The organism is Porcincola sp. LCP21S3_C12 (genome assembly GCF_052118625.1).
GTDB lineage: Bacteria > Bacillota > Clostridia > Lachnospirales > Lachnospiraceae > Porcincola.
In genome coordinates this window covers 64,132-90,943 of the sequence record NZ_JBQKGW010000011.1, presented here as the reverse complement: position 1 = coordinate 90,943, position 26,812 = coordinate 64,132, and the positions used below count along the sequence as shown (strand labels likewise).

Sequence of the window (26,812 nt, the reverse complement as noted above, 5' to 3'; positions counted from 1 at the left end):
TAACATCAACAAAGGAGAAAACAAAGATGTCTATTTATGAATTTACTAAGGGGAAAAAGGTCGATGTAGATTATGAGACAGGCTACCACTTTGTAATTACCTATCTCAGTGAGAATAAACTGCATTGGGACGCACTCTCAAAGATCGCCGAGGGCGCTCCGGCACATGAGGACGAGCCGTATACTTCTTATGACCTCGGCGATGGAAAATACATGGTCAACTGGATTGAGGAGTCCGGTCTTGTAGTATCCCAGATTGCAGATTTTGCAAATGGCAGGGTTTATGCCTTTATGACCTGGCCGGATGAGAATGCGCGCGGTAAAAGGGCTGAACTTCTTCACAAAGGCACACTGAAAATCATGGACTGATGTCTGATGACAGGCGAAAGGAACAAATCAATGAGAAAATCATTATCCACAGAGAATTTTTAGATTCATGTGTTCGGCACAGATGACAACAGCTTCAATGTAACCGCAGTCATACCGCTTATCTTCGTTCATATACTTTTCCAGGGCGGGCATGGCCTCGTTCATATCCTCTACATTTGGAGGAATGTAACGGGCATCTTTCAATGTACAGCCTGCTGGACCGATCCAATTTTGCGAGCGGCGGAACTCACCGGGATTCTTTTCCTGGCCGCGAACGCCGGCCATTAATATTGCATGCGTTTCCCGAAGCAAACGATTGCACAGCGGCAGTTCTTGCATGTGAATAATAGCATATTGTGCAGCATTTACATAATTGACTACATCACCAACATCCAGATTTACGTTGGTATCCATATCGGGATCCAGAATATCATCCAAAGTGCATTGTGTCCCCTCAATTTGGGATGTCATGAGTGCTTCTTTACGCACGTACATAGACACAAACAGGTCTGTGCTTGGAATCAGACTGGCGGCAGTATTCAGTTTTGCCAACTCCCGATTGGCCTCGATCAGAAGCTGTACAGAATCGCTGTTTAGTTCCAATGACTCAGGCGGCAAAGGAGCAGGCTGAAAGGATTGGTATGTCGCATTACCTGTTATATTATTTACGTATGCTCCTGCACGGTTCATATGTTATTCTCCTTGTTATTTTGAAATAGCGACTAAATTATAGGCCTATTATTTCAGAAATCAAGCAATTTTCTGAAATAACGTGTCCTTAAAAGCGTCCTTATTTCAATATTATTCATGATCACACCTCCGATTTTTCCTCCCCGCTTCAGTAGTTAACCCGTAGTGGGGCACAAAAAATCAGGTATATACCGCCGCACAAAGCCCGTTACTACTCGATCATCCTTTGTATTCTATAAGCTTATTTCCGTTCTTGCTGTTATCCTCAGTTATTATGTCTGCGCGTTTTACCGCATTTTTCACATCTTCGACCGTGATACCGGAAAGACATCTCTTAAAATCATTCTCATGTTTGTACTGATCCAGGTTCTCAAAATGCTCTCCAAACGCCTGGTTGATCGGCCCCAGATACTGGCTTCTATGACTGAGCGGTCCATTACATGCCCGCTTGTGGAGTACCATCCAAAGTTCAAAGCAATAATTACAATAACCGAGGCGGTATTTGATGCGCTTGAATTCTCCTGCCTCCTTCATTTCAGAAAGTATACCTTCAAACTTCTCCTTATGCACAGGTTCATTGCTCTCTAAATAGGTTTACGAATCTATTTAGTATTTACGCAAAGAAGACAGTATATCTTCCACTCTCCGGATTGCCTCTCTCACCTGCTGTTGTCCCTTTCGGATCTTTGACTGAACGAAGATGTCTGCCACAAATCCATCAAAGAAGAAATCTGCAAAGGTAAGGAACCCGTCAATGTCTACATTCAAATTTTCAAGATCGCGAATGTCACCAAGCTCATCCCGGAACGCCGCCATATCTCGTCTCGCATCATCCACGTAACGGCTGGCGTTGTTTACCCTCATATGCTTCATCAGACCGGAGAATGTGTTGCCGCCGAAAATATCAATCAATCCCCAGGTTCCGGCACTGCTCAGCTGCCGATCTGCTTCCTTCAGGCTGTCCAGCGCACGTTCTCCGGCCCGGATTGCTTCTCGTATCTCTTTATTCCTGTCATAAACTTCATTCATTGCCTTATCCTCCACATCAGGATACCGCTGCTGCGATCAATGCAACAAGGCCGATAACAAGAACTACGGGAACTGCAATCAGTGCCAGACCGAAGACCGTCACTGCAAGCCCGGCCAAAAACAGCCAGCCGATACCTCCGAAAATCCATCCGAGCAGTGTGCCGACAGCCCGGAAAAACAATCCCGTAAGCTTAAACAGCCCGATCATGATAAAAATAAGTGCCAGAATGCTCAACATGGTTTTCTACCTCTTTCTCCTCATAGGCAGCTTCAGATCGATAGCGGGATGCGTCCTCGATTCCGATTGTTTTGCTGTATTCCTGATTCCTGTCTATTGTGATCAGTTTTGTCCCTGAGCAATCTGGAGACGCACATTATTGATCCTGCATTCAAATCCGATTCCGAGAGCCTATATAGCAAGTTCGGGATGTCTGTCACCGATGCCTTTATTATTTTTGCCTGTACGGATCCATTTTCCCATTCAGGAAACTGAATAGAACGTGTGAAACGGTTCTTTGATAACCCGGTCGAATACTTTTTCTCCCTCAGCAGAAAGTTTTTCTTCATCAACGCCTGTCAACGTGCCGTTACGCCAGACCACACGGCCATTGACCATGGTAAGATCCGTATATCCTGTCACACCGCAGCGAGCGAGAAGATTCTTCGGGTCATGGATAGCCCCTGTAAGCTCGAGCTTCGCAGAATCGATCATAAAGAGATCTGCTGCTTTATGAGGTTCCAGACTTCCAAGATCGTCACGTCCAAGCGTTTTCGCCCCGTTTACGGTCGCGATCTTGAGCATATCATACGGAGAGATCGCCCCTCCGCGGCTCTTGCTGAAGTACGACTGCGCCATCCATCCAAGTCTCATAGAATCAAGAAGACTTGATCCATCATTTGTTGCCGAACCATCGCATCCCAGGCTGATATTGACTCCTGCTTCCTGCATATCTTTAATCGGCAGAATCGGGAATCCTCCCAGCAGTGCCGGCGTCGGGCAATGCGAAACACCTGTTCCCGTCCTTGCGAGTGTTTTCCACTCTTCCGGCGTAAGTTCCCATGCATGGGCGATCCATACATCGGGACCCACAAATCCGATTTCCTCCGCCCACTCCAGCGTACGCTTGCCCCACCTCCGGACCATCACTTCGTTCTCGCCTTCACCCAGATGCGTATGCATCCGGAGTCCGTTCTCCCTGCAGTATTTCACCGTTTCAACGAATGTCTCTTTTCTGCAATTCATGGGCTGACACGGAGACGGAACGATCTGATGCATCGAAAAGGGCCGGGGATCATGATATCGCTTTCTCAGCCGCTCACAGTCATCAAGGAACTCTTCTGTTGTTTCCACCATATTCACGGGCATGTCGCTGCCGGACTCAGGCGGAAGCGTATTCGTTCCCCTTCCCGCATGATATCGGATTCCGAGGAGATCCGCTGCTTCCATCTGCCGGTCTACAGGCCGCTTGCCTGTTCTATCCGTGTAGCAGTATTGATGGTCAAAAGCCGCCGTACAGCCGTGCTTGATCAGATCCGCCATCGCAGTCAGCGAAGAGTAATAGATCACATCATCATCGATCGCCTGAAAGATTTTATAGATCTTCGCGATCCATTCAGGCACAGTCATATTCGCATAGTCAATCGTGATCAGATTCCTGACAAATGTCTGAAAGAAATGATGATGCGTATTGATGAGTCCCGGATAGATCAGCATACCGGTCGCATCAATCACCTCCGCGCCTTCAGCCTGTTCCGTTCCGCTGAGCGAAGGCCCGATGGATTCAATTTCCGGTCCATTCACCAGAATATCGGCATTCCTGCAGACTGTGTCGTTTTGATCACAGGTCACGATGGCACGTGCGTTTTGAATGAGCACCTTTTTTCCCATTAACGCTCCTCCTTCTTTGATACGATGCATAAACATATAGCTGATACAATGATGATCACCTGATAAGTAATACTCTATAGTCTATATCTGGTATAAGGTCAAGAGGGTAGGATTCGCCTTTCCGGTGCGGGAAGTTTTGGCTATTTACACGGACGCATCACTCCATGATCGGATAAATGGTATCGCCCGCAGCCTCCATGACAACCGGTTCCGTGTCATACTCCACGCCGAAGATGTCTTTGATTTCAAACATGTACATGTAGAAGCCATCACCCATATCCTCGTTCTGCATGACCACATCCTCCGACCATGTCACCGCGTCGGTGGTATACCAGGCGTCCTCGTCCGCATCAGCCTCATAGGCCGGCAGCAGGAAAACGACCTCATCGCCTGCCTGCAGCGGAGTGATGCCCCGGCTTGTCTTACTGCCGGACGCATCTCCGCTGTCTGTGATGCCGTCATACGTGCCAAGTACCCGATATTTCTCCGCAGAATAATCATAAATGGCGTGAAGATTGGTTTCCTGTCCGTTCACCTTCGCCGGGATGGAATACAGATTGTAATAGTCTGTTTCCTCAATCAACTCAGCATTCACAAATTCACCGCCGATCGTCATCCACTGCCCCCAGAAATTATCCTGGAATGTGCCGTTTTCCCAGTCGCCATTGATGTCGTTATCCTCACCGAGGTAGACATATTCGGAAGATGATCCGTCCTCCTGTCCGTCCGGCATATACAGCAGAAGGAAATGGACGGACTTCACTGCCTCCAGTCCCGAGGTAATCGAGAGATTCAGGTATCCGTCCTCGCCAACCGACTGCGAAAACTGTACATCGAAGTCGCTTCCTGTCACAGGCTGCAGCTCTGTCAGCTGCTCCTGCATATCCTGCCAGAAAGCACCGTCCCCCGATGAATTTGACTCGGCACCAGACGAGTCGTATTCCGTCCAGGCCGCCTGCCAGTCCACATCGCCGTAGGTGTCCGTGACTGCTGCGATATACTGCAGATACGGCGTATGATCTGAATCTTCCATGTACATCGACAGCTCATCCTCTGTCGCGCCAATCGGATAAAAGACCGAAATGCCGTTGGCATTCTCTCTTCCCGGACCGTGTACGCTGTAGACGACCGCCTCGTCGATTGCCGACAGAAGAGCAGTGCCGTCCGTCTGCACGTAGTCCTGCGTGTTGGTCACAAGATCCGCCAGGTCGATCATGTTGCAGTAACCCTCTGTGTCTGTATTGCCGCCATAGGACTCTGTCCTGTCCGCGCCGGAAGCCACACTGTTCAGCGTCCGCACATCGTTCGCCGCCAGCGCCATGCCGCCGGTGTATTCATCGAAAGCGGCATCCAGTTTTCCTGTCTGAGAGAGATCAATCACGGAAAGCGTCGCCTCATCGGCGCAGTCGAGTCTCGTGCATTTTTCCAGAAAAGCATCGCAGACGATCTGCCCCAGCTCATCTCCCTTCATGGAAGGATTCTCTCCGAGCGCATTCAGCATCGCCTCGTAATCCCATCCCAGTCCGGGCTCTGTCTCCTCTGAAGCCACCATATAATATCCGGTCCCGCTGACCGCGGAGGCTGTCTCCATGCTCGCCATCAGACAGGCGTCAAAGCCGATGAAATCCAGCATGCTGTCTGCATCGCGAAGGGCTGACCCAAGTTCCGGCAGCGTCAGGTTGTCGCCGTCATACAATTCGTCATAACAGACGCCATCCGCGTTCCCGCCGCCGTGATCCCAGAGAATCACACCGTAATGCTCCGACGGATAGTTGGAGACACCCCATTGAATGAAATTTGTCAGCGTAGCGGAATTCCCCATGGATGCCAGCTCCGCCGTCTCCACTTCCTCCAGCACGCCGTCATGGACCTGGAAACGTCCGAGCACGTCCGTTTCGATCCCGTCCCAATACCAGGCAGAAGATCCGCCGGTTTCCACCAGCACGTTGACACCCTCCGGAATCGAGGCACTGCACATTTCCTCCAGATTCATGGATGCCATGGCGTTCTCGCTCTCCAGATCAGAGCCGCACAGGTAGATCATGAGGGTCCAGCCCGGCTCTGTGCTCCCGGTTCCACCGGAGAAAACGGATTCCCCGTCCGCGGATTCAGCAGAAACCGCTTCACCGCCCTCCGACGTCCCGGCGCTGTATGCTTCCTCCAGCTCCGCAAACACTGACCTTGTCGTCTCTTCCGCGCATCCGGACAGGTCTGCGCTGACTGCAAACGTACCGGCGAGCGCCAGCGCTGCATATATTTTTTTCATCATCATGTTTTTCTTCTCCGACGTCTCGGATCGTGCCGTGTATAACGCATGAAACCATTGAATCAGCCTATTATTTCAGGGGATTTGGACATAAATAGAGCAATACTCCTGCTTTTGTGTATCATGTCAGGCGGTCTGACCCAACATTCGAAAAGAGGTGTATTGCTCATAAATAATAAATGCCATATCAATGGCGGCGTTGCCTGCTCCTGCGTTCCTATCCCTTTGGTTCCATCTCATTATGCCAGAGTTAAATAATTCATTGTAGTACGGAAAATCGAGTACGGGCGGAAAAATTGGTTGTTGATTATAATATTTTTTCATAGTATGATTTTTGTTTTAGTTTGGAACTTGTTCATCTTTTATCTATGAAATCTCTCCTGCCAGCTCAAACCCTTTTTTCGCCGCGATCACGGCGATGATCTCATTGATTACCGCTGCAGACGCAATGTACACAAAGGTATAAAGACCTGCCCCGAGAATCAGGTGGTAATCCAGCGGTGCCCCCAGATCCACGATTGCCGTCAGAAGGCTGACTCCAAGAATCGGTGCATACCAGTCGGTCAATTCTTCAAGTTCCGCCTCATCGATCATATTGGAGAATGCAGCGGATGCCGACACACCCATAAGCATATAATTCAGTGTAATTGTCGAAAACAGAAAGCGATTCAGCAGAATCCCGACAACGGCCGTCGCCGTGATGTCTGCAAGAAGAATGGCCAGCACTCCCGCCTTCTTTCGAACCTTTCTGAGCAGAAGGCCCGCCGGGTATCCCATAACCAGTCCGATTCCAATCGGAAGAAAAATGTCTCGACTCAGTGTGCCTCGATTCGATGACAGATCTCATCAATCTGCCGCATGTCCGCCTGTATCCAGAACGCCGTACAGAAACACAGACAAGGCAGTCTGGCAGGCCAGCTCATGTGCAATCAGCTTTTCCCGTGAATCTCCAGCCTGCTTGTTCCGGAAATCCGCATTCAGACCATTCTGCAGCTGACGGAATACATCCGCCACCATCTCCTCCGACAGATCCTTCCTCAGTTTTCGGTCGCACTGACGCACCGTCATACCCCTTCGATGAAAATTCCTCCATCGCCGCGGCAAGCAGCTTTTCACTGATCTTTCGTATCTTTACAGGTTCGTTTAGATGACCTATGATGCAGACATAGGTAACCGCAAAGAGGTGCGAATATGAAAAGACAAAACATGCCAATATCCTTCCTGCTGTCGCTGATTCTGTGTTTCTCGATGGCGGCGCCTGCCGGCGCTGCCATCACAACCGTTCTCTCGGATGAACAGACGATCACGCAGGATGATCTTCCAGCCTACTCGTCCGCACCCTCCGCAGAGTTCCATGACAACATCCCGTATTTTCAGGAATCTGACCTGTCATCCTCTTCCTTTGAGACCTTCTCGGAACTGGACGAGGAGGGGCGGTGCGGCGAAGCCGTCGCCTGCATCGGGCCGGATCTTCTCCCGGACACTCCCAGGGGCTCCATTGGAAGTGTCCAGCCGACGGGGTGGCATACTGTAAAATATGAGGGAATCGATGGCAATTATCTTTATAACCGCTGTCATCTGATTGCCTACGAGCTGTCCGGAGAGAATGCCAATGAAGAGAACCTGATCACCGGAACCCGGTACATGAACGTCGAGGGCATGCTGCCCTATGAGAACCAGGTCGCCGATTATATAAAGGAAACCGGGAACCATGTGCTCTACCGCGTTACTCCGATTTTTGAAGACAGCAACCTCCTGGCATCGGGAGTCCTGATGGAAGCGGAGTCCGTTGAGGACAGCGGAAGCGGCGTCTCCTTTAACGTTTACTGTTACAATGTCCAGCCAGGCATTTCCATCGACTATGCAACCGGCGACAGTTCCGGCAAGCCCTATACCGGAAGTGAAACTGCCAAATATGATGGCGTGAACTTTTCCTCTCCTTCTGTCATCAAGGCCGTCCAGAAGGCACTGAACGATCAGGGCTATGACTGCGGTTCGCCCGACGGAATCGCAGGAAGCGGAACAGCGGCGGCCGCTGCGGCGTTCAGGCAGAATCACAGCCTCCCGGGAGATGGCATTGATGCGGCTCTTGCGCTGGCTCTGGGGATGAACGCCTATGATCTTCTTGACGCCAGCTCTGACGCATCACAGAGTATCAGCAAACAGGCCAGCACTCCTCAGGATCAGGCGTCCGGAGAATCGCCGCAGATAGTATCCGCCCCGGAAAGTGCTACCGGAGGACCGGCAATGACGTACATCGTCAATACAAACACCGGGAAGTTTCATTATCCGGGCTGCAGCTCTGTCGGCCAGATGTCTGATTCCAACAAGATGGAGTACACCGGTTCCAGGGATGACCTGATCTCAATGGGGTATGAACCCTGCAAAAGGTGCAACCCCTGAGGAGATCCCCTCCCCTGTATTCCTCCTTTCCCTGTAGAAGACGTTCTGCCCCTTTCCAGCGCTTCTGTCTCCGGTGCGAAGGATATGCCTCCACCGATGCTCAACAATTAAAAAAGCCCTGATGGAATTCCTTCCACCAGGACTTGCCCGATCATGAAATTGTAAACTTTATTATCCTTTCAGCTGCAGTCCGTCATGAAATGCTTTTCCCACGACCGGTCCGATGACACGATATGTATTCGTCGCCATATCAAACATAATCGGCTGCATCTTATCCAGATCCACTTTCCCATCTGTGAGGATGCTTTCATCTGCCTGTGAGCTTACAATGGTTCCAACCAGAATTCCAGTCTCATCGTCCCACGATTTCAGCTCGCATTCCAGTGTCAGCGGATACTCCTCAATAACCGGTGCATTCACATGAGCGGACTTGTGGACATGCACTCCGGCTTTCTCGATCTTGTTGACCTTATTGCCGGTCTCCATACCGAAATAATCAGAAATGACGACCGTATCTTTCGTCGCCATGGCAACCGTGAATGCCTTTGTCTTCTTGATATTTTCTGTTGTCTTGTGCTTTCCGAGGAAAAGCGTGATCTCACCATAATCACTCTGCTGGCCCCATGCCGCGTTCATGGCATTCGGTGTCCCGTTTTCATCATAGGTTCCAATAATAAAAACGCCCTCCGGTGTAATCACTGATTTCTGTCCCGAAAATTCCCTCATCTTTCAACCTCTCTTTCTACCTGCCCGTCCTGTAATAAGGAGTCGTCTTTTCTATGCTTATACCACAAAAACAAACATTGCTTCAACAGAATCTGCTATTCCATGAATGCGTAAATCCTTGATAAACGGTGCCAGTGCGAGTACAATACAAGAACGATTTTGCGGAACATATGATATCATCACCGTACGAGTCAGTGGAGAAAGGATCGCTCATAATGGCCGAGAATCATCACGAAAAGGAATCGATCAATTCAGATCTCAGGTTTGTCCGCTCCTTCCTTCCCGATCAGGAGGATTTTCTCCGTCTTCTGGACGATCTCCCATTCGGCTGCTATATCCTGCGCCCGGATCAGGAGGTGCTGTTCTGGAACCAGGAGGCAGAAAGGCTGATCGGCTATATGCCTGAAGAGGTCATCGGAAAACGGTGCGTGGATCTTCCTTTTTCCTGCTCTTTTATCAGTGGCGAAGAGATCCCCTCCCCAAGCTGTCCTGCCATGGTAGCATACCACTCCAGGCAAGTGCAGACGATGAAGATGTTTATGCGTAAGAAGGATGGGAATAACCTTCTGATTCGTAATACCTTGATTCCCCTGAGTGATGTGCAGGGGAATGTCCGGCAGCTTATTGCACTGTTTATTCCGGTCACGGAAGATCCATATGGTGAAGATCTGATGCGGGATATCTACGAGGTGGCAACAAGGGATCCCCTTACCTGCCTGCCGAATCGAAAGTACATGGAGTCCTGCATTGCGGAGGAACTTGCACGTTACGAGCGTACCGGCCATCCCTTCGCCGTCTTGTTTGCTGACTTGGATCGTTTCCATGATATCAACAATCTTTATGGACACAGTGTGGGAGACAGCCTGTTAAAAGAATTTGGTTTCAGGCTTCGTCGTTTCAGCAGGCGGACGGATCGTTTCTGCCGCTGGGGCGGAGATGAGTTTGTCGGTGTCCTGCAGCTCAAGCTGCCTGTGGACATTCATGGCGTAGCAGAACGTTTTCTCCAGCTTTCCAACAGCACGGAGATCGTGGTCGACGGGCAGAGGATCTCCTGCAATGCGGCGATTGGTATCACCGTGGTGCGCAGGGAGGATAACACAAAATCGATTATCGCCCGTGCAGACAGGTACATGTTCCTGGCAAAAGGGCAGAGCACCAGCCATATCGTCACGGATGATTCGGCAGCCGGAACCGGTGACCAGCAGTAACTCTTCTGCTTATCCAAATTTCAGCCCTGTGACAGTCCCCCGAATCTTCTCCTTTTGTGATACAAAACAAGATGAAATCAGGACTTATAGATACAAATGAGCAGACAGAAAGGCAGACTTTTCCATGTCAGGGAATCAGGCGCGTTTCAAAATCGGAGACCTGTCCAGGCTTTTCCATATCGGCCAGGATTCCATCCGGTACTATGAGAAGGTCGGACTCCTTCATCCTGTCCGGGATCCCTCCAGCAATTACCGCACCTACACGATTGACGATGTCCGGACGATGAATACGGTGCGGGAGCTGCTGGATCTTGGCTTTTCGACAGACGAGATTCTGACCTTCGAGAGAGACCGGAACATCCACCATGTCACAGAGATGCTTGAGACAGAAAGTACCCGGATCCAGAACCAGATCCGGGTGCTTGAAAAAAAGAAAACAAATATCGATGGCAGGCTGCGCTCCATCCGGGAGAACCTGGAGCGGGACTGCAGCGGCTCTGTCTCGGAGCTCGAGCTTCCTGCGCGGCATGTACTGATGCTTCGCGATTCCTACATGCCGGATGAAGAAATCAATCTGGAGCTTGCCCGCTACACAGACGCGGTCTGGAAGGACATGAAGAAGCGGGATCCGTCCCTCCTCTCCAGAACAGACACCATCTCGACGATCGGGGCCTGTGACTGCTACATGCTTGATATCCATGCGCACAATGATGCCGGGACCGACTACAGGACCAAGAAGGTGTTCTTCTACTCGCCCTATCTGAAATTTCACTGCAACTATACGCTGCCGGCCGGCACCTACTTGTCCGTCTGCTACCGGGGCGGTTTCCAGAAGACAAAGCTGCTGGTCCCGAAGCTTTTTGCCTACGCCTCCCGGCACCACATGGCGGTCATGGGAGATCCGATGGAATTCTGTCACATCGACCGGTATGAAACGAACGTCGAGAGCGAGTACCTGACGGAGCTGCAGCTGCCGGTCGAAGTCCGGAAGCGCAGCCGATAATGGCTGCGCCAGTTCTTCATCGCTCTGCTGTCCACTGATTCTGCAGCATCAGGTCAGACAGCTCACATGCAGCGTACCTCTTATGCGTTCCCTGCTTACCCGATCATCTCCTGGAACCGCTCATAGCGAAGCGGCGACAGGTCGATGAGCGTCTGCTCGCCGAGGATGGTCTGCGCCATCATATATCCAACGGCGGGTGCTGTTCCAAAGCCATGTCCGTTGAAGCCGCAGGCCAGGACAAGTCCGGGTGTCTCCTCCGGGCGTCCCAGGACACAGACGCCGTCGCTCGTGCAGTCGCACCAGCCCGTCCAGCTCCGGACGATCTTCGCATTCTTCAGCAGCGGCACATAGCCCTCGATTGCCCGGCAGCTTGCCCCGAGCGTCGCCGCGTGCGCAAAGTTCACCGTATCAGTATCCTCGTCCATCAGCATCTCGGGACCGGCGACTGCGCCGAACACGAAGGAGCCATGCCGTGTCTGATGACCGTAGAAATCCGCATCCGCGCAGCCCAGCATCTGAGGAAACATCTTTGGCTCCATCTCGGTGACCAGGCAGCAGTCGATTTCGTCATGCATCGGCACCTCCAGCCCGACGGTATTCATGATCTTCCGGCTGGCATATCCGGCTGCAAGCAGAATGGTATCTGCCTCGAGTATGGTTCCATCCTCCATCAAGACCTTCCGCACATGTCCGCGAGCCTTCTCGAGCGCCGTGACGCGCGCATCGGTGTAGAACCGGACGCCCATCTCAAGCGCCCTGACATAGTAGCCAAGCGTCGTAGTCAGCGGATTCGCGTGGCCGTCTGTCGGGCAGAAGCTCGCCCCGATGACCTGGTCTGAGAGATACGGATTGATCGCATGCACCTCTTTGCCATCAACCATGCGCACATCCAGCCCCATGTTCCTGCAGTTTTCCGTCAGCGTCTCCAGCTTTCTCAGGTGCGCCTCCGTCTTTCCCATCCGGATGTTGCCCTGCCTGGTATACTCCGTATCGACGCCAAGCTCCTCCGACAGGGTCGGCCAGAACTTCTGCACGGCACACATGGCAATCGGAAGCTCTCTCACGTCCCGTCCCGACTGGCGGACGCCGCCTCCATTTCTGCTTGAGCCGCCATGACCAATCGACCGGCTCGCCTCCAGCACAATGATATCCTTCACACCGGCCTTCGCAAGATAGTAAGCACTTGCGCAGCCGACAATTCCGCCGCCTATGATGATGACATCCGCCGTCTTCTTCATTCTGCGTCCCCTCCTGCTGCCGGTTTTTCAACACCCAGGTCTCTCCCGCCGGTTTCCATCGCAACCGGCCGCATCGGTGCACGCGAGGTTGCAACATCCATCTCGCTCTGCGGAACGCCCAATTCTCTGGCAACCAGCCGTCTGGTCAGCGTTCCGCAGGTCTGGCCCTGGCACAGCCCCATGCCGCAGCGAAGAAACCGCCTCATTTCTTCAATCGTCGTGATGCCCTCGTGAACCGCCTTTCTGATTTCGCCCTTCGTCACTTCCTCGCACCGGCAGATGAGAAGGTCGTCGTCACTCTCCGGCACGTATGGACCGATCTCCTTCAGCTTTTCCTGAATATCAAACATGGCGTCTCCTCCTCTCACTGCGCCTCATCTGCCTTGCGGTAGAATCTGGCACGATCTGTATAACCGATCGGAACCTCGATGGTCACGAGTGCTGTCCCGTCATAGGCTTTTGATGTCCGGACCCTCCGGACCGTCGCGTCGCAGATCCTCTGCCCGCTCCTGGAAATCCCGTATCCTTTTTCACCCTCTTTGGGCAGCGGCAGGAACTCATAGGGGATTGTCACCTCTCCCGTCCCTTTCTCAGGATTCTCCGAGACGAGGAAGATCGCCTGCCCCGAACAGCTGGCAACACACATCCCGCAGTCGATGCAGGTCGAATCCTTCACCGAGATCGGCAGCGACGTGATATTGTCTCCGATGGAAATGCAGCCCTTCCGGCACGCCGTCTGGCAGGGGTTGCAGGGAATATTCTGCGTACACTCGAGGACCGGGTGAACCTTGATCTCGGTCCGGTAGCCGGGGAATCGTTTGATCTCATCGTCGCCGATGTAGCCCTTCTCCAGCAGCATTTCCGACAGCTCGATGCCCTCGTCCGTCTTCTCCAGCTTCTTTCCGCGGTTCTTCGGCGCGAACATGCCCTGTCTGAGCGCTCCCAGGGACTCCTCCAGCTCCTTTTCGCGGAGCGTCTTCTCATCCGCCGATGCATAGCCGAGGTACGCCGCGGCCGCCTCGCCGCTCATGCGGCCCTCGATCATCGCGGAGGAAGCCTCCTCAATCCCGGCAACATCCCCTGCCGCAAAGATGCCGGGAATGGATGTCGCGCCGGTCTCATCGCAGGCCGGAATGTATCCGCCGCGTGTGTCCGCCATCTTCACCCCGTCCATCTTGAGCAGCTGTGTCATCGGGGAGAGGCCGACTGCCACGCAGATGGTATCGACATCGAAATGCTTCTCCGTTCCCGGAATGAACTGGTATTTTGCGTCAATCTTCGCGATTGTCACACCCCTGACACAGTCCGTTCCCTCTGCTTCCTTGATCGTATGGGAGAGATAGAATGGAACGCCGCACCTGGCGACCTTGCTGGCATGGACACCGTACCCGCCGATCCTCGGCGCGGCGTCCACCAGCGCCACAACCTCGCAGCCCGCCTGCATCAGCTGATAGGAGACCACCAGACCGACATTGCCGGAACCCAGCATCAGAATCCGGCTGCCTGGCTTGACGTGATAGAGATTCATCATCGTCTGGGCCGCACCTGCGCCGATCACGCCCGGAAGTGTCCAGCCTCGGAAGTTCACCATATTCTCGGAGGCGCCGGCCGCGATCAGAATCGCATCCGCCTTATAGTGATGAACCTCTGTTCCGATCTGAACCTGAATCTCCTTCTCCCGGTACAGCCCGATGACGGTCGCATTGAGCACGACCTCGACGCCTTTTTCCTCCGCTTCCCTCAGAAGCTCCTCGCCGATCCTGAAGCCGCGGATCTTCGCCATGTGCTCCTTGGAGCCAAAAAACTTATGAATCTGCTTGAACAGCTGACCGCCCGGACGGACATTTTCGTCAAAGACCGTCACCGAAACACCCCTGCTGGCAGCTTCGATCGCAGCCGAAAGACCGGCGGGTCCCGCCCCGACAACGATGAACTCTTTTTTCTCGATCTTCATGAGCGTTTCTCCTCCCTGGCATCTTTTCCTGTACTCTCCGCAGATGCATCCGCGCCAGCTTCATCAAATGGCTTTGCGCCTGCGCCATACTGCATCTCGACTTTCATGCCCGCTCTCAGCGGGGTGATGCAGGTTCTGACATTCGGCTGGCCGTCCACCACCATGACACAGTCCGTACATCTCCCGATGTCACAGAAGATCCCTCTCGGCTCGTGGCGCTTTGCGGTGTAACGGTGGATCATGATGCCATTGACCTTCAGTGCCATCGCAATCGGTTCGCCCTCATATCCGGTCAGCTCCCGGCCATCGTAGGTAAACGTCACACTCTTTCCTACAGGACTCTCTCCCAGTATCGGATGATTTTGAATACGATCCATGTTTTCCTCCTTCACCTGCAAAGGCCCTTGTTTCTCCGGACCTTGTAGAACATCGAGTTTTCCATCGCCAGGACTTTGTTGATCGGAACCGGCTTGAGCAGCGGCATCTTCATCCGGAACCTGATCCACAGGATGGACCAGACAGACAGGATGGCAAATGTAACGCCCGTCGCAAGGTAGATCATCATTTTGGTATGGAAATCAGTCGATATGTTGCAGATCATATAGACGATTCCGCTGATCCCGATCAGCGGGAGCACCGGCCCGCCCGGTACCCTGAAGTTGCGCGGCGCACGCGGCAGACGTTTTCTGAATACCAGAAGATCGATGTGGGCGACGATGTAGGACAGCATCCAGAACACAGAGCCGACCTGGATGAGAAAGCTGATGCGCTCCGAGGAATCCTGGCTGATATACCCGCAGACCAGGATCGCAATTGTCACAAACCAGACTCCCACATACGGTACCTTATGCCTGTTCGTTCTGCCGAAACACTGCGGCATCATGTTCATTTTCGTCATGCCCTGTGCGATCGCCGACAGCGCCTGAACGCTGGAATTCTGTGAGCTGATGACTGCCAGAGCCGCAACAAAGGCCATCCAGATCTTTCCGGGCATCCCGAGAAGGCTGCTGCCGTAAAGCATGTGCGGGGCTGCCGAGTTCATCAGATCCGACCACTTCGTATAGCGGTGAAAACCGAGCACCATGATGGACTGCACCAGGCAGATCATCCCGAGTCCCAGGAACATGCCAAGCGGAACATTTCTCTTTGCATTCCGGACATCCTTCGAGATCGGAATCGCATACTCGGCGCCGATGAACAGCCAGAAGGCCGTCGCCGTCATCGCGATGACATTCTTCGGTGTGGCATTCATGACGGCCGGCTGCCGGACGACCGCTCCCGTCCCCAGACCGAATACCCCGATCAGGCCCATGATCAGCATCGACCCCAGCAGAAGATAGCAGACCAGGTTCTGGATCTTCGCGAACATGTCCACACCTCTCAGATTCGCGATCAGGATGATCACGCTGATCAGAAGCGTCCAGAAATAGTTCGGAAGCGGAAGGGGAATCACCTCGCCCATCGCATAGGCGAAGATCGACGCCTCGACACCGCTCGAGAGAATGTTCGATGCGAAATAACCGCCGACCATCAGCACCATCGTCGGAAGGGGGCCGATGCCAGCCAGTGTGTACTGCGCCAGACCGCCTGTCGTATTCGGCATAAGTGCGTTGAGTTCCGCCATCGTCGCCATCGTGATCATATTGAAGACGCAGGCGATGATCATCGCGGCAATGAACAGTTCCCCGATCCGCCCGGCGCCCTGCCCGAGGGAGACAAGACTGCTGGTTGCGATGACAAGTCCTACAGAAACAGCCACCACGTCCCTCAGGCCTAATTTCTTCTCATCCATAAGCGTTCTTCCTCTGAAGCAGTGAACCGTTAAAGCGCCTGTTCGCCCTCGTCGCCGGTACGGACACGGATCACATTCGTCACGTCATAAACGAAGATCTTGCCGTCTCCGATATGCCCCGTGTAGAGCGCCTTCTCTATGATGTCCGTAAGGCTTCTGACCCGCTCGGACGGGACCACGATAGAGACCTGGATCTTTGGAAGCAGCTCCATCTCATAATTCTCATCGACCTCGTACTCCTTGGTCCCCTTCTCGACGCCGCAGCCCAGCACCTGGGTGAATGTCATGCCGCCGACATGGTTCTCGCTGAGTGTCTTCTTCAACACTGAAAACTTGGACATATCACAGATGATTTCAATTCTCGATAAAGCAGCCATATCCAATCTCCTCCCGGCGGTCTTTTGCCGTGTCTTGACTCCCGGCATTCTCTGCCGTGTTATGAACCCGTACCTTTCCGAACGTCTGCTGATCCTGGTGATCAGGTTGCTCGTCATGCCATCTCCGGCTTCTCCCAGAGGTTCAGCTTTACACCGATTCCAAGCTCTTTCGCCCTTCTGTACACGCTGCAGCCCCAGGCGACGTCCTCGACGGGCATTCCGCCGACCGAGTAGATGATGATCTGGTCATCCGATGTCCGGCCGGGTGCTTTCTTCTCGATGATATCGGTCATATCCGTGATGTCCCCGCTGCTGATCTTCCCCTCATGGATCAGGTCCGTGAATCTGCAGCCGATGATGCCCATCTTCGGATAGGTCGGATACGGATATTCCGCCTCCCAGGCGTCGTAGAGCTTGCGGTTGTCGACCACGAGCTTGCTCTTCAGAAGCAGATCATCGTCGAATCTAGCCGCGCTCGGCATCGCGATGAAAGCGCCCGGCTTCACCCATTCTGTCTTCACATACGGGTAGGTATTGACGATCTCCGGGTCATCTCCGCAAAGTGCCGTGGTCGTAAAGGAGATGACGTCCGCCCCGCGGACCGCGTCCTCGATGGTGTCCGCTACAGTGATTTCATCAATCTGCGGATATTCTTTCTTCACGAATTCGATGAAGGAATCGATTGAGCGCCTGCCCCTTCCCTTGATGTGAACCCTGTGGAGGTTCGGACAGGTTGCCGCAAATGCTGCAAAACTCGTCTTCCCCATCACGCCGGGGCCGATGATCGCCGCTGTCTCGGAATCCTTCCGCGCCATGTACTTTGCCCCGACACCCGGAATCCCGCCAGTCCGATAGGCCGAGAGAAGGTTTGCAGACATCAGCGCCAGCGGCGCCCCTGTGTCCTTGTCGTTCAGCATCATCGTCAGAATCGAGCGGGGAAGACCGATCTTCTTGTTTTCGATGTTGGAGCCATACCACTTGACGCCTGCCATCCGGTACTTGCCGCCAAGGTACGCCGGCATCGCCATGAACCGTCTGTCCGGCGCATTCTTCGGCATGCCCGGGAACTTCGGATCATCCGGAAACATCACCATGCATCCGTGGGAATTGTGATTCTCGCCGCCCATCATGTAATCGCCTGCCTTCAGAAGCAGAAGCATATCTTCCATCGACTCAATGCAGGCTTTCATGTCCTTCACGCCCGCCCGGATCATATCCGGCTCGCTGAGATAGATGAAATCAATTCTGGAATCCGCCATACATACCTCCCCATCTGTCGATACATTCCGGAATTTCCTGCTCCGCACTCGATGATGAGCGGCCGCCTTCACAAAAAAGACGCCTCCTCATGTGAGAAGACGTCTTTGTCATCCGGAAACTGTGTACTTGAACTTCTTTATTGCTTGTTGGGAGGATCGTAAACCCTGGTATTATACAAGAGTCAAGCAGGAACTTGACTATGATGCCGGCTGCTTATCCCCAGACTTCCTCCGCGACTTCCTTCACCAGCCGGAGCTTTGCCCACTGTTCTTCCTGCGTCAGCTTATTTCCGATCTCGCATGAGGCGAAGCCGCACTGCGGGCTCAGGCAGAGCCTTTCAAGCGGGATATATCTTGCCGCCTGATGAATTCTGTCGATGAGTACCTGCCTGCTTTCGAGCTTCGGGGATTTTGTCGTAACCAGGCCAAGGACCACTTTCTTGTCTCCGCTCACCTTTGCCAGCGGTGAAAAGCCGCCGGAGCGCTCATCGTCAAACTCAAGATAGTAGGCATTGACGTTCTCCTCCCCGAACAGAATATCCGCCACACCGTCATATGGCCCGCTGTTCGCAAAGGTCGAATGGAAGTTTCCTCTGCAGACATGGGTATTGACAATCATATCCGAGGGGGCCTCCGCAATCACCCTGTTGTTGATGTCCCTGTGCTTCTTCTGGATGGCAAGTGCTCCTTCCCTTGTTGTCCCGTACAGAGACGGTCCGATTTTGTCCGCCAGCATCCCCCAGGTGCAGTCGTCCAGCTGCAGATTCCGGCAGCCGGCCGTATAAAGGTCGCGAATCACCTTGCCATAAACCCGGACGATATCATCCTCAAGCTCCTCATCGGTACTGTAGGATTCCCGCGTGGCAGCCCGGTTGAACGGCATCGTGAACTGCGCGAGGAACTGCGCCGGCGCCGGGATGGTCTGCTTTGCTACCGTATTCTCATCCTCGAACTGTTTTACAAACCGGAAGTGCTCCACAAACGGATGCTCCCCAGTCAATCCGAGTTTTCCATCAATATAGGTGTCATCGATCATCGCCGCCTCTCCGTGAAATGGAAGTCCGGTCTTTGTCGGTTCATGTCCGATTCCGTCGAATGCCCACATAAAATCAAGATGCCAGGTTGCTCTTCTGAATTCCCCATCCGTAAGAACAGGGTAGCCGAGCTCCTTCAGCTTCCCGATCAGCTTCGTGATGGCCTCATCCTCAACCTTCTTCAGGTCGTCGTGGCTGATCCTCCCTGTGTCAAATGCCCTTCTGGCTTCCTTGAGCTTCTGTGGTCTGAGAAAGCTTCCTACATAATCATATCGAAATGGTGTCTGAAGTGTCTTCATCTGTCCCGGTCCTCCTGTTGTTTTCCTGGCGATCCCCTGTCAGTTCCTTTTTGCTTTCTTCCTGTTTCCAATGAAAAGGAACACCTGGCATGCACGCGGCTGTATTCCCTCTTCCTGGATCCTGTCCCCGATTATATGAAAGACATCCTTTCTGGTAAAATACCTGTTTCATTTGAAATACCATAGATAGAATCTATGGACCATGATACACTGTATGCTGAACCTATTGATTGAAGAAGTTCCGATTCTCTTCTGATCATCGAAGAGACTGTATGAAGCACCGGACAAAAGTGCCGGACAAAAAAGCATTCGAATCGGGTGGGATATATGACACTGAAACAGCTGGAATATCTGATCGTTGTGGCGGAGACCGGAAGCATCACGGAGGCCGCGAGAAAGCTCTATATCGCTCAGCCAAGCCTTACCGCGGCCATCCACGAGCTTGAGAAAGAATATGATATCCCGATCTTTACAAGATCAAGAAAAGGGATGGAACTGACGCCGGAGGGGGACGAGTTTCTCGGATATGCCAGACAGATCCTGGAACAGGCCAGCCTGGTCCAGGAACGATATAAAAAGAAAAATGCTGTGAAGCAGCGCTTCTGCGTTTCTTCACAGCATTACTCATTCGCCGTAGAGGCATTTGTCCGGCTGCTGAAGGAGTACGCCGGAACAAAGTATGAATTTCACATGAGGGAAACACAGACATACGACATCATCGATGACGTCGCGCACCTCAGAAGTGAGCTCGGGATTCTGTATCTGAACAGCTTCAACGAGACCGTCCTTCGAAAAACGCTGCGGGACCAGGGGCTCTCCTTCACCCGGCTTTTCATCGCCAGGCCGCATGTCTTTATCGGAAAAGACAATCCACTCGCTGCCCGAGGCGCCGTGACTCCTGAGGATCTGAAGCCTTATCCGCGCCTCAGCTTCGAGCAGGGCAGCCACAACTCCTTCTATTTCTCCGAGGAAATACTGAGTACCATGGACTGTGATCGTGAGCTTTATGTCTGTGACCGTGCCACCCTGTTCAACATGCTGGTCGGGATCAACGGATATACCATCAGCAGCGGGATCATCAGCGAGGAGCTGAACGGGCCGCACATCATATCCCGTCCACTCCTGGTCGATGACTTCATGGAAATCGGCTATATTCTGCCGGTCTCGATCCGTCCCTCGCAGCTGACACAGCGGTACATTCAGGTTCTGGAAACGCTTTGCGAAGCTTACCAGTGAGCGTATGTCTCAGGGATCTGCATCGCGGTGCCTGTCCATGTACTTCTTGATCTTCTTTTTACACTTGCCGCACTTGCCGCCTGCACCGGTTGCCTTCCGGACGTCCTTGAAACAGTCCGCCCCTGCCTTCATGGCATCCCGGACATCTCCCTTCGTCACGTGGCGGCAAGCGCATATCACATCTTCCCTGCTCATCAGAGAACCAGAGACGGAGCCGTGTAGACTCTCCCGAGCAGTTCCTGGTTCAGCGCATACAACCCCTTTGGATCATGGCCAAACAGCTTGTACTTTTTGATCAGGTCATCGGCATTCTTTTCTTCCTCGCCCTGCTCTTTTACAAACCAGTCGAAACACTGCATGGTGCGGAAATCATTGACATCCTGTGCAGCCTTGTATATGGTGTTGATCAAGCTCGTGACATACTGCTCATGCTCCAGGCCCTCACGCAGCGGATCCTCCGGGCTGGAATAGCTTTTATCCGGCTTGTCAACCGCCTCGAATACTACCCGTTCTCCGTTATTCTGGAGATAGGTTCTCATCAGCATCGCATGATCGCGCTCTTCCTGCGCCTGAATGTCATACCAGTGCGCAAAGCCATCAAGCCCCTCATCATAAAAATAATTTGCGAAGTCCAGATACAGATATGCAGAATAAAATTCCTTGTTGATCTGCGTATTGATCAGGTCCCTGACTTTCGGATTCAGCATTGTCATACCTCCCTTATACGTTCTGTAAGTGAATATACTCATCTTTTATGAAGGTTCTGTGTATTACACCAGATCCCCCAGAATGTCGATCGCATCGTCCAGCGCATCCATGGCCTCATCCACATCCTCTGTGTTTTGATCTTTGTCATCCATCTCATCCGTCAGCTGCGCCAGCATGTCCTTTGCTTCCTCAATTTTGGATAGAATTCCGTAAAGCTCCTCACTGTACTCTTCCATGGTCCTGTCCTCCTGACCAGCCCTGTCCATCATAGCCGCTTTGATCCCGATCACGGTATTCACATCGCCCACCTCCCTTCTGCCCGTTGATCCCGGCTCTCTGCATCTTTTTCTATAACATCGGCGCTCCCGCATCACTCGATCTTTGTCGATGCTGCCGCATAAAACGCCGGATAGGTCTCCTTCAGATACCGTACATTCCCGACCCAGTTCATGAGTAGAAGACGAAGGACTTTCTCAAAGTCCTGGTTGAAATGTTCAATATCCTGTTCTGAAAGGTCATCCCAGGATCCACGCAGGCGAAATTCATCCATGAGATGGAACACGCCCCAGAGCATCTCAGAGAAGCATTCGTGCTCGATGATCAGCGGATTGGATGCGATGACCAGAATATTGGTCTGGTTGGATCGGATGATCTGCTGAATTTTCGTATAACCGGCAGCATCAATGTGAACGTTCAGCTTCACACTCTGAAGTTGTTTTTGGACTTCTCCAACCCTCCCGGACTGCTCCGCACCATTTTTCACGACTTCGTATACAAGACCATCCGCATCGGTCATTTGCAGAATTTCCCGGATCAGGAAAGCGCCGATTCCCGTAAAAAATGAACTTGTCAGCATCTTTGTCTTTTCGAGCCGCTCTTTCTTCTCGCGTTCCTCTACGAGCTCTCCGACCACCAGGGTTGCGATGGCGATGGTGACCGGCATAAATGCCAGATCTTGCAGAAGATAGAAGACGGTTGTCCGCTCATCATGAAAAATCAGAACCTGCAGAAGATAAATAGCTGCTGACAGGACAATGAGCGCCAGCACCACGCGGAGGGTCGTTTTTCTGTCCATAAAGGACTCCTCTCTGGATATCGAAACTGCTTTTCATACTGCTTTCACCATTCTATCCTGAGCCTGTCAGTTATTCAAGAAGCTCAGCCGGTAACAATACAGCCCGGCATCTTCTGCAATTTCGTACAAAATGAGCCAAAAAAAGCGGTTGCCTCCCCTCTCCTGAGGTAGGAAAACAGCCGCTATATGAAGCATCATAAAGATTGGTCAGACAATCTCCCGTCCGAGTCTTTCGCACTCCGCGAGAATGTCATCCGTGATCTCCCCGTCCGCGACGACACTTGCAGTCTCCAGAATGATGCCCGCCCCGTGGATATCACGTTCCAGATGGATGATCCAGTTGTCATCTCCGTCCTTGTTCGTGAAAAGCGCGACCTTTTTTCCCTGAAGCTTCGGCTTAAGCGCATTGTACAGGCGGCCGAACCTGCAGTTCAGCCCCTCTCCCTTTTTGATCATCGGCGTTCCGAGTGCAATCCCCGAGTAGGAAACCGCCATATTGGTGTTAAACTCCTCAGCGGTAAACATATCAACCTTCCCGCCGGCATCCTCTGCTCCTTTTGCGACCGCATCGGCCATATCCACGATGTCATCTCTGTCTCCGTCATACACGACTGCAATCTTGCCGTACATATCTGATTTCCTTTCCTTTTCCTTCAGCCAGGTTTCTATTTCCTGACATCATTATCTTCTGTTCGTACCATAACACCGCACCAAACGGGTGTCAAATGCTGAAGTGGCGCCGGACACGCCTATGCAGATTCAGTTCCACTTCCGGAGCAGTGCCGACAGATCCAGCCCGCCGTTCTCCTGCCGGCTGCTCCGTTCCTCGCGGCTGTCCGGACGCTGCCCGCCGCTCTTTCCATCTGCACGCCTGTCATTCTGGTGCTGTATCCCGGTCTTTACACCCCCGCGTCTTCCATTCTGGCGCTGTCTGCTGTTCCTTTCGTCTTCGCGGCGGCTGTCCGGGCGCTGTTTTTCCTGCTTATGGCCGCCAGATGACGCCCCATCCTGCTTCTTCCCATGAACCGCCGGTTCTCCGAGCTTCATCGACAGGGAGATACGGTTCCGGTTCAGATCCACGTCCAGCACCTTCACATCTACAATGTCTCCGACTGAGACAACATCCAGCGGGGACTTGACAAAGCCATGGTCACTCATCTGAGAGATGTGCACCAGACCGTCCTCGTGGACCCCGATGTCTACAAATGCGCCGAAGTCCACAATGTTCCGGACGGTGCCCTTGAGAATCATGCCCGGTTTCAGATCCTTCATATCCATGACATCCGATCTGAGGACCGGCTTCGGCATGTCAGAGCGGGGATCCCTCCCCGGCTTCTCCAGCTCCTTCGCGATATCTGCCAGTGTCTCTTTTCCGACACCAAATTGCTCCGCCAGCCTTCCGATGCCGCCCTCCGTGCGGATGCGGCTGTCAAGATCGCGGATCTGACCCTTCTCGACGTCCTCCTTGGTATAACCGAATTCCTTCAGCAGCCTGGCTGCCGCCTCATAGGACTCCGGATGCACCCCGGTCATATCGAGCGGATTCTTACCGCCCCGGATCCGCAGGAAACCTGCGCACTGCTCGAAGGCCTTCGGACCGAGCCCGGACACCTTCAGGAGCTGCTTTCTGTCCTCGAATTTCCCGTTCTCCTCCCGGTAGCTGACGATCGACTTCGCCGTCTTTTTGGTGATGCCGGACACGTACAGAAGCAGCGGCCAGGACGCTGTATTCAGGTCAACGCCAACCTCATTGACACAGTCCTCGACCACACCTTCCAGCTTTCCGCCCAGCTTCTTCTGGTCACAGTCATGCTGGTACTGACCGACCCCGATCGACTTCGGGTCAATCTTGACGAGCTCCGCCAGCGGATCCTGAAGCCGTCTGGCGATGGATGCCGCGCTTCTCTGTCCAACATCGAACGTGGGGAATTCCTCCGTCGCCAGCTCGCTTGCCGAGTATACCGACGCCCCTGCCTCGCTGACAATCGCATAGTGCACCTGCTCCGGCACCTCCGCGATGATCTCCGCGATAATCTTCTCCGATTCCCTGGAGGCTGTTCCATTTCCGCAGGATATGAGCGTCACATGGTATTTTGAAATGAGTTCTTCAACCTTTTTCTTCGCTGCCGCAATCTTAGCCGGAGTTGTCGGCTCGGTCGGATAGACGACGGTCGTGTCGAGCACTTTGCCGGTTTCGTCGACAACCGCCAGCTTGCACCCTGTCCGGAATGCCGGATCCCAGCCAAGAACAGTCTGCCCCGCAATCGGTGGCTGCATGAGAAGCTGGCGGAGATTCTTCCCAAAGACATCGATTGCTCCGTCCTCCGCCTGCGCCGTCAGACTGCCGCGCACCTCGCGCTCAATCGCAGGCTCGATCAGCCTGCTGTAGGCATCCTCGCAGACATGTTCCAGGAGCCCTGCCGTCGGCGCATCCGGCCGGGTGATGACGGCATGCCGGATGACGCCCAGGATCCGATCCTCCGGAGCCTGAAGCGAGACAGCCAGAACCTTTTCCTTCTCCCCTCGGTTCAGGGCCAGAATCTGGTGTCCCTTCAGCGCGGATACCTTTCCCTGAAAATGAAAATACTGTGCATACACGGACTGCGGGTCGTCCTGGTCCTTTTTCACTTCCGATGTGAGAATTCCCTCTGCTGTCGTAATCTCGCGGATTCTGGTCCTCAAATCTGCCCGGTCCGAAATATTCTCTGCAATGATGTCCCCCGCACCGGAAAGGGCTTCCTCCACCGATGTCACGCCCTTTTCCAAATCGACGTATGACGATGCGAGATTCTCAGGCGTGTCATCCGTCTCCTGCTTCAGGAGGATGTCCGCAAGCGGCTGAAGTCCTTTCTCCGCCGCGATGGTTGCACGGGTTCTGCGCTTTGGCTTATACGGCCTGTACAGATCCTCCAGCTCGACCATCGTCAGCGCCGCCTCGATCTGTTTTTTCAGCGCTTCCGTCAGCTTTCCCTGCTCTTCGATGGAAGAGAGAGCCGTCGCCTTCCTGTCTTCGAGCGAGCGGAGATAAGTCAGACGCTCATCCAGCTTGCGCAGCTGCTCGTCATTCAGAGAGCCATGCATCTCCTTGCGGTATCTGGCGATAAACGGGATGGTGTTTCCCTCGTCAATCAGTTTCACAACCGCCTCTACCTGCCAGAGGCCGATGCCTAGTTCCTTTGATATGGTTTCGTTGATGTTCAAGTTCTCTCTCCTGACCTGTCAGCCGGTGCCTGAATCCGCAGCGGCTGTTCCTCTGCAACAGAATACCCTCACTTCAGATATGCTTTCTTGATCCAGCCGGACAGAATCTTTCCGGCGTCGTCCGTGAAAAGCACCGGAATCCAGCCGTCCTTCTCCTTCCGGGAGGTGTCCGCCGTCACCTGACGCCCGCCGGGGATTGTTGTCAGCGCTTCTCCGTCTGTGGATGGATCTGATCTGAGCCGGACATTTGTTGTCGTCGTGTAAACAGTACCTGCGGTTTCACTTTCTGCAGGCTCTGTCTGCACGGTCTCTTCCGCTTGCGTACTGCCTTCCGTTTTCTGCCCGCCTGCTTCCGCTGCTCCGCTCTCTGTTTTCTGCCCGCCTGCAGCCGCTTTGCTCTCCGTTTTCTGCCTGCCTGCAGCCGCTTCGCCGCTTTCCGTCTCTTCCGCCTTCGCTGCCTCCGACTGACTTCCGTCTGTTAAGGCTTCCACATCAAGCCCGTCCAGATTTTCTTCCCGGTAGAGCTTCTCATAGGCATCCTCATAGCCCTCTGACTCCACCTTCGCAATCAGATCCTGGTTGAAGAAATAGAGGGTTCCGCCCATATATCCGTCCGGATAGAGGCAGGCGCAGTAATCATAGTAGCGGCTGTCACTGTCGTTGAGAACCGCGCGTCCAAGCACCATAAAGCTTCGTTTGTATCCCTTTACCTTCACAACCGATCCGATGGACAGCCACTCATCGGCGGGGATCCCGTGCTCCTGCTCCGACATCGCTACCTTGCCGGTCTCCGACATCGCTTCCTCTGTTGGTCCTGTCTGAGCTGCCGCACCTGACGGTTTTTCTGTTCCGGCCGGAGCTGTCGTTCCTTCTCCCGCATATACTGCAGCCGGACCGGCCGCCACGCTGCCCGCAAGCACACCTGCTGCCAGGACAGCTGCCGCCAATCTGTGTCTTCTATCTGAATCTCTGCGTCTCATCATGATATCTCCTGTCGGTATTTCCATCTTACTCTGCCACACTCGGCATTCTCGTGTCGCTTGCGCGCCACTTCATGC

General features: G+C 53.3%; 29 protein-coding genes. 5 read left to right on the top strand and 24 right to left on the bottom strand.

Translation table 11 applies throughout. The annotated features are described in order from the left end of the window. The first annotated feature begins 26 nt into the window (after positions 1-26). Positions 27-368, top strand: a complete 342-nt coding sequence (locus ACTQ1N_RS07560) for a MoaF-related domain-containing protein (protein ID WP_154522787.1) — start codon at positions 27-29, stop codon at positions 366-368. Positions 369-410: 42 nt separating this feature from the next. Here the strand turns inward: ACTQ1N_RS07560 and ACTQ1N_RS07555 are convergent, their stop codons facing one another. From ACTQ1N_RS07555 to ACTQ1N_RS07520, 8 genes are all read right to left on the bottom strand, one after another. Then, positions 411-1,058 (bottom strand): Fic family protein, encoded by a 648-nt coding sequence (locus tag ACTQ1N_RS07555; protein ID WP_441956148.1) that lies wholly within the window; start codon positions 1,056-1,058, stop codon positions 411-413. Between the two features lie 219 nt (positions 1,059-1,277). Further along, positions 1,278-1,628 carry an RloB domain-containing protein gene (locus tag ACTQ1N_RS07550; protein WP_441956146.1) on the bottom strand — a complete coding sequence of 117 codons (351 nt, stop codon included), beginning with the start codon at positions 1,626-1,628 and terminating at the stop codon, positions 1,278-1,280. Positions 1,629-1,664: 36 nt separating this feature from the next. Then, positions 1,665-2,087, bottom strand: coding sequence for a hypothetical protein (locus ACTQ1N_RS07545; protein WP_154522802.1), 423 nt, complete (start codon positions 2,085-2,087; stop codon positions 1,665-1,667). 16 nt (positions 2,088-2,103) lie between these two features. After that, complete coding sequence (locus tag ACTQ1N_RS07540; protein ID WP_277647591.1) at positions 2,104-2,325, bottom strand: hypothetical protein; 222 nt, start codon at positions 2,323-2,325, stop codon at positions 2,104-2,106. Between the two features lie 243 nt (positions 2,326-2,568). After that, the gene (locus ACTQ1N_RS07535; RefSeq protein ID WP_441956144.1) at positions 2,569-3,975 is read right to left on the bottom strand and encodes an amidohydrolase; all 1,407 of its coding nucleotides are present in this window, start codon (positions 3,973-3,975) and stop codon (positions 2,569-2,571) included. Positions 3,976-4,132: 157 nt separating this feature from the next. Continuing rightward, positions 4,133-6,247: a clostripain-related cysteine peptidase gene (locus tag ACTQ1N_RS07530; protein ID WP_441956142.1), complete on the bottom strand. Its 2,115-nt coding sequence runs from the start codon at positions 6,245-6,247 to the stop codon at positions 4,133-4,135. Between the two features lie 360 nt (positions 6,248-6,607). Beyond that, complete coding sequence (locus tag ACTQ1N_RS07525; RefSeq protein WP_441956140.1) at positions 6,608-7,018, bottom strand: hypothetical protein; 411 nt, start codon at positions 7,016-7,018, stop codon at positions 6,608-6,610. Between the two features lie 69 nt (positions 7,019-7,087). Then, a complete protein-coding gene (locus ACTQ1N_RS07520; protein ID WP_441956138.1) occupies positions 7,088-7,309 on the bottom strand; it encodes a hypothetical protein in 222 nt (73 codons plus the stop codon). 123 nt (positions 7,310-7,432) lie between these two features. Here ACTQ1N_RS07520 and ACTQ1N_RS07515 point away from each other — a divergent pair, with 123 nt between their 5' ends. Continuing rightward, positions 7,433-8,644: a DNA/RNA non-specific endonuclease gene (locus ACTQ1N_RS07515; RefSeq protein ID WP_441956136.1), complete on the top strand. Its 1,212-nt coding sequence runs from the start codon at positions 7,433-7,435 to the stop codon at positions 8,642-8,644. Positions 8,645-8,815: 171 nt separating this feature from the next. Here ACTQ1N_RS07515 and ACTQ1N_RS07510 read toward each other — a convergent pair whose 3' ends face one another. After that, a complete protein-coding gene (locus ACTQ1N_RS07510) occupies positions 8,816-9,370 on the bottom strand; it encodes a flavin reductase family protein (RefSeq protein WP_441956134.1) in 555 nt (184 codons plus the stop codon). Between the two features lie 215 nt (positions 9,371-9,585). Between ACTQ1N_RS07510 and ACTQ1N_RS07505 the strand changes: the two genes are divergently transcribed. Together ACTQ1N_RS07505 and ACTQ1N_RS07500 are read left to right on the top strand one after the other, a co-directional pair. Next, entirely contained in the window at positions 9,586-10,578 is a 993-nt protein-coding gene (locus tag ACTQ1N_RS07505; protein WP_441956132.1) for a diguanylate cyclase domain-containing protein, read from the top strand. A gap of 124 nt (positions 10,579-10,702) precedes the next feature. Next, entirely contained in the window at positions 10,703-11,581 is an 879-nt protein-coding gene (locus ACTQ1N_RS07500; protein ID WP_441956130.1) for a MerR family transcriptional regulator, read from the top strand. 95 nt (positions 11,582-11,676) lie between these two features. On the opposite strand, the gene ACTQ1N_RS07495 is transcribed toward ACTQ1N_RS07500, so the two are convergent. The 8 genes from ACTQ1N_RS07495 to ACTQ1N_RS07460 all read right to left on the bottom strand — a co-directional run bounded on the left by ACTQ1N_RS07495 (position 11,677) and on the right by ACTQ1N_RS07460 (position 19,534). Beyond that, positions 11,677-12,819 (bottom strand): NAD(P)/FAD-dependent oxidoreductase, encoded by a 1,143-nt coding sequence (locus ACTQ1N_RS07495; RefSeq protein ID WP_441956128.1) that lies wholly within the window; start codon positions 12,817-12,819, stop codon positions 11,677-11,679. Then, positions 12,816-13,169 carry a (2Fe-2S)-binding protein gene (locus ACTQ1N_RS07490; RefSeq protein ID WP_441956126.1) on the bottom strand — a complete coding sequence of 118 codons (354 nt, stop codon included), beginning with the start codon at positions 13,167-13,169 and terminating at the stop codon, positions 12,816-12,818. The genes ACTQ1N_RS07495 and ACTQ1N_RS07490 overlap by 4 nt, the downstream gene beginning before the upstream one ends. A 14-nt stretch (positions 13,170-13,183) precedes the next feature. Next, complete coding sequence (locus ACTQ1N_RS07485; RefSeq protein ID WP_441956124.1) at positions 13,184-14,773, bottom strand: FAD-dependent oxidoreductase; 1,590 nt, start codon at positions 14,771-14,773, stop codon at positions 13,184-13,186. Beyond that, positions 14,770-15,150, bottom strand: a complete 381-nt coding sequence (locus ACTQ1N_RS07480) for a (2Fe-2S)-binding protein (protein ID WP_441956122.1) — start codon at positions 15,148-15,150, stop codon at positions 14,770-14,772. Before ACTQ1N_RS07480 ends, ACTQ1N_RS07485 begins: the two co-directional genes overlap by 4 nt. Positions 15,151-15,161: 11 nt before the next feature. Then, entirely contained in the window at positions 15,162-16,565 is a 1,404-nt protein-coding gene (locus ACTQ1N_RS07475) for an APC family permease (protein WP_441956120.1), read from the bottom strand. Between the two features lie 29 nt (positions 16,566-16,594). Further along, a complete protein-coding gene (locus ACTQ1N_RS07470) occupies positions 16,595-16,942 on the bottom strand; it encodes a P-II family nitrogen regulator (RefSeq protein WP_154522847.1) in 348 nt (115 codons plus the stop codon). 113 nt (positions 16,943-17,055) lie between these two features. Then, positions 17,056-18,201 carry a tyramine oxidase subunit B gene (locus ACTQ1N_RS07465; RefSeq protein ID WP_441956117.1) on the bottom strand — a complete coding sequence of 382 codons (1,146 nt, stop codon included), beginning with the start codon at positions 18,199-18,201 and terminating at the stop codon, positions 17,056-17,058. 214 nt (positions 18,202-18,415) lie between these two features. Continuing rightward, positions 18,416-19,534, bottom strand: coding sequence for a 5-methyltetrahydropteroyltriglutamate--homocysteine S-methyltransferase (locus ACTQ1N_RS07460; protein WP_441956115.1), 1,119 nt, complete (start codon positions 19,532-19,534; stop codon positions 18,416-18,418). Between the two features lie 327 nt (positions 19,535-19,861). On the opposite strand from ACTQ1N_RS07460, the gene ACTQ1N_RS07455 reads away from it, so the two are divergent. Continuing rightward, positions 19,862-20,770 (top strand): LysR family transcriptional regulator, encoded by a 909-nt coding sequence (locus ACTQ1N_RS07455; protein ID WP_441956113.1) that lies wholly within the window; start codon positions 19,862-19,864, stop codon positions 20,768-20,770. Positions 20,771-20,779: 9 nt separating this feature from the next. On the opposite strand, the gene ACTQ1N_RS07450 is transcribed toward ACTQ1N_RS07455, so the two are convergent. The 7 genes from ACTQ1N_RS07450 to ACTQ1N_RS07420 form a co-directional block, all read right to left on the bottom strand. Then, positions 20,780-20,950 carry a (2Fe-2S)-binding protein gene (locus ACTQ1N_RS07450; RefSeq protein WP_441956111.1) on the bottom strand — a complete coding sequence of 57 codons (171 nt, stop codon included), beginning with the start codon at positions 20,948-20,950 and terminating at the stop codon, positions 20,780-20,782. Positions 20,951-20,964: 14 nt separating this feature from the next. After that, positions 20,965-21,477, bottom strand: coding sequence for a ferritin (locus tag ACTQ1N_RS07445; RefSeq protein ID WP_320808552.1), 513 nt, complete (start codon positions 21,475-21,477; stop codon positions 20,965-20,967). A 63-nt stretch (positions 21,478-21,540) separates the two neighbouring features. Next, a complete protein-coding gene (locus tag ACTQ1N_RS07440) occupies positions 21,541-21,777 on the bottom strand; it encodes a hypothetical protein (RefSeq protein ID WP_441956109.1) in 237 nt (78 codons plus the stop codon). A 71-nt stretch (positions 21,778-21,848) separates the two neighbouring features. Further along, complete coding sequence (locus ACTQ1N_RS07435; RefSeq protein ID WP_441956107.1) at positions 21,849-22,553, bottom strand: hypothetical protein; 705 nt, start codon at positions 22,551-22,553, stop codon at positions 21,849-21,851. Positions 22,554-22,760: 207 nt separating this feature from the next. Beyond that, a complete protein-coding gene (locus ACTQ1N_RS07430) occupies positions 22,761-23,183 on the bottom strand; it encodes a hypothetical protein (RefSeq protein ID WP_441956105.1) in 423 nt (140 codons plus the stop codon). 129 nt (positions 23,184-23,312) lie between these two features. Then, positions 23,313-25,754 carry a Tex family protein gene (locus tag ACTQ1N_RS07425; protein ID WP_441956103.1) on the bottom strand — a complete coding sequence of 814 codons (2,442 nt, stop codon included), beginning with the start codon at positions 25,752-25,754 and terminating at the stop codon, positions 23,313-23,315. A gap of 68 nt (positions 25,755-25,822) precedes the next feature. Next, positions 25,823-26,737: a DUF4176 domain-containing protein gene (locus tag ACTQ1N_RS07420; protein ID WP_441956101.1), complete on the bottom strand. Its 915-nt coding sequence runs from the start codon at positions 26,735-26,737 to the stop codon at positions 25,823-25,825. Between the last annotated feature and the right edge of the window lie 75 nt (positions 26,738-26,812).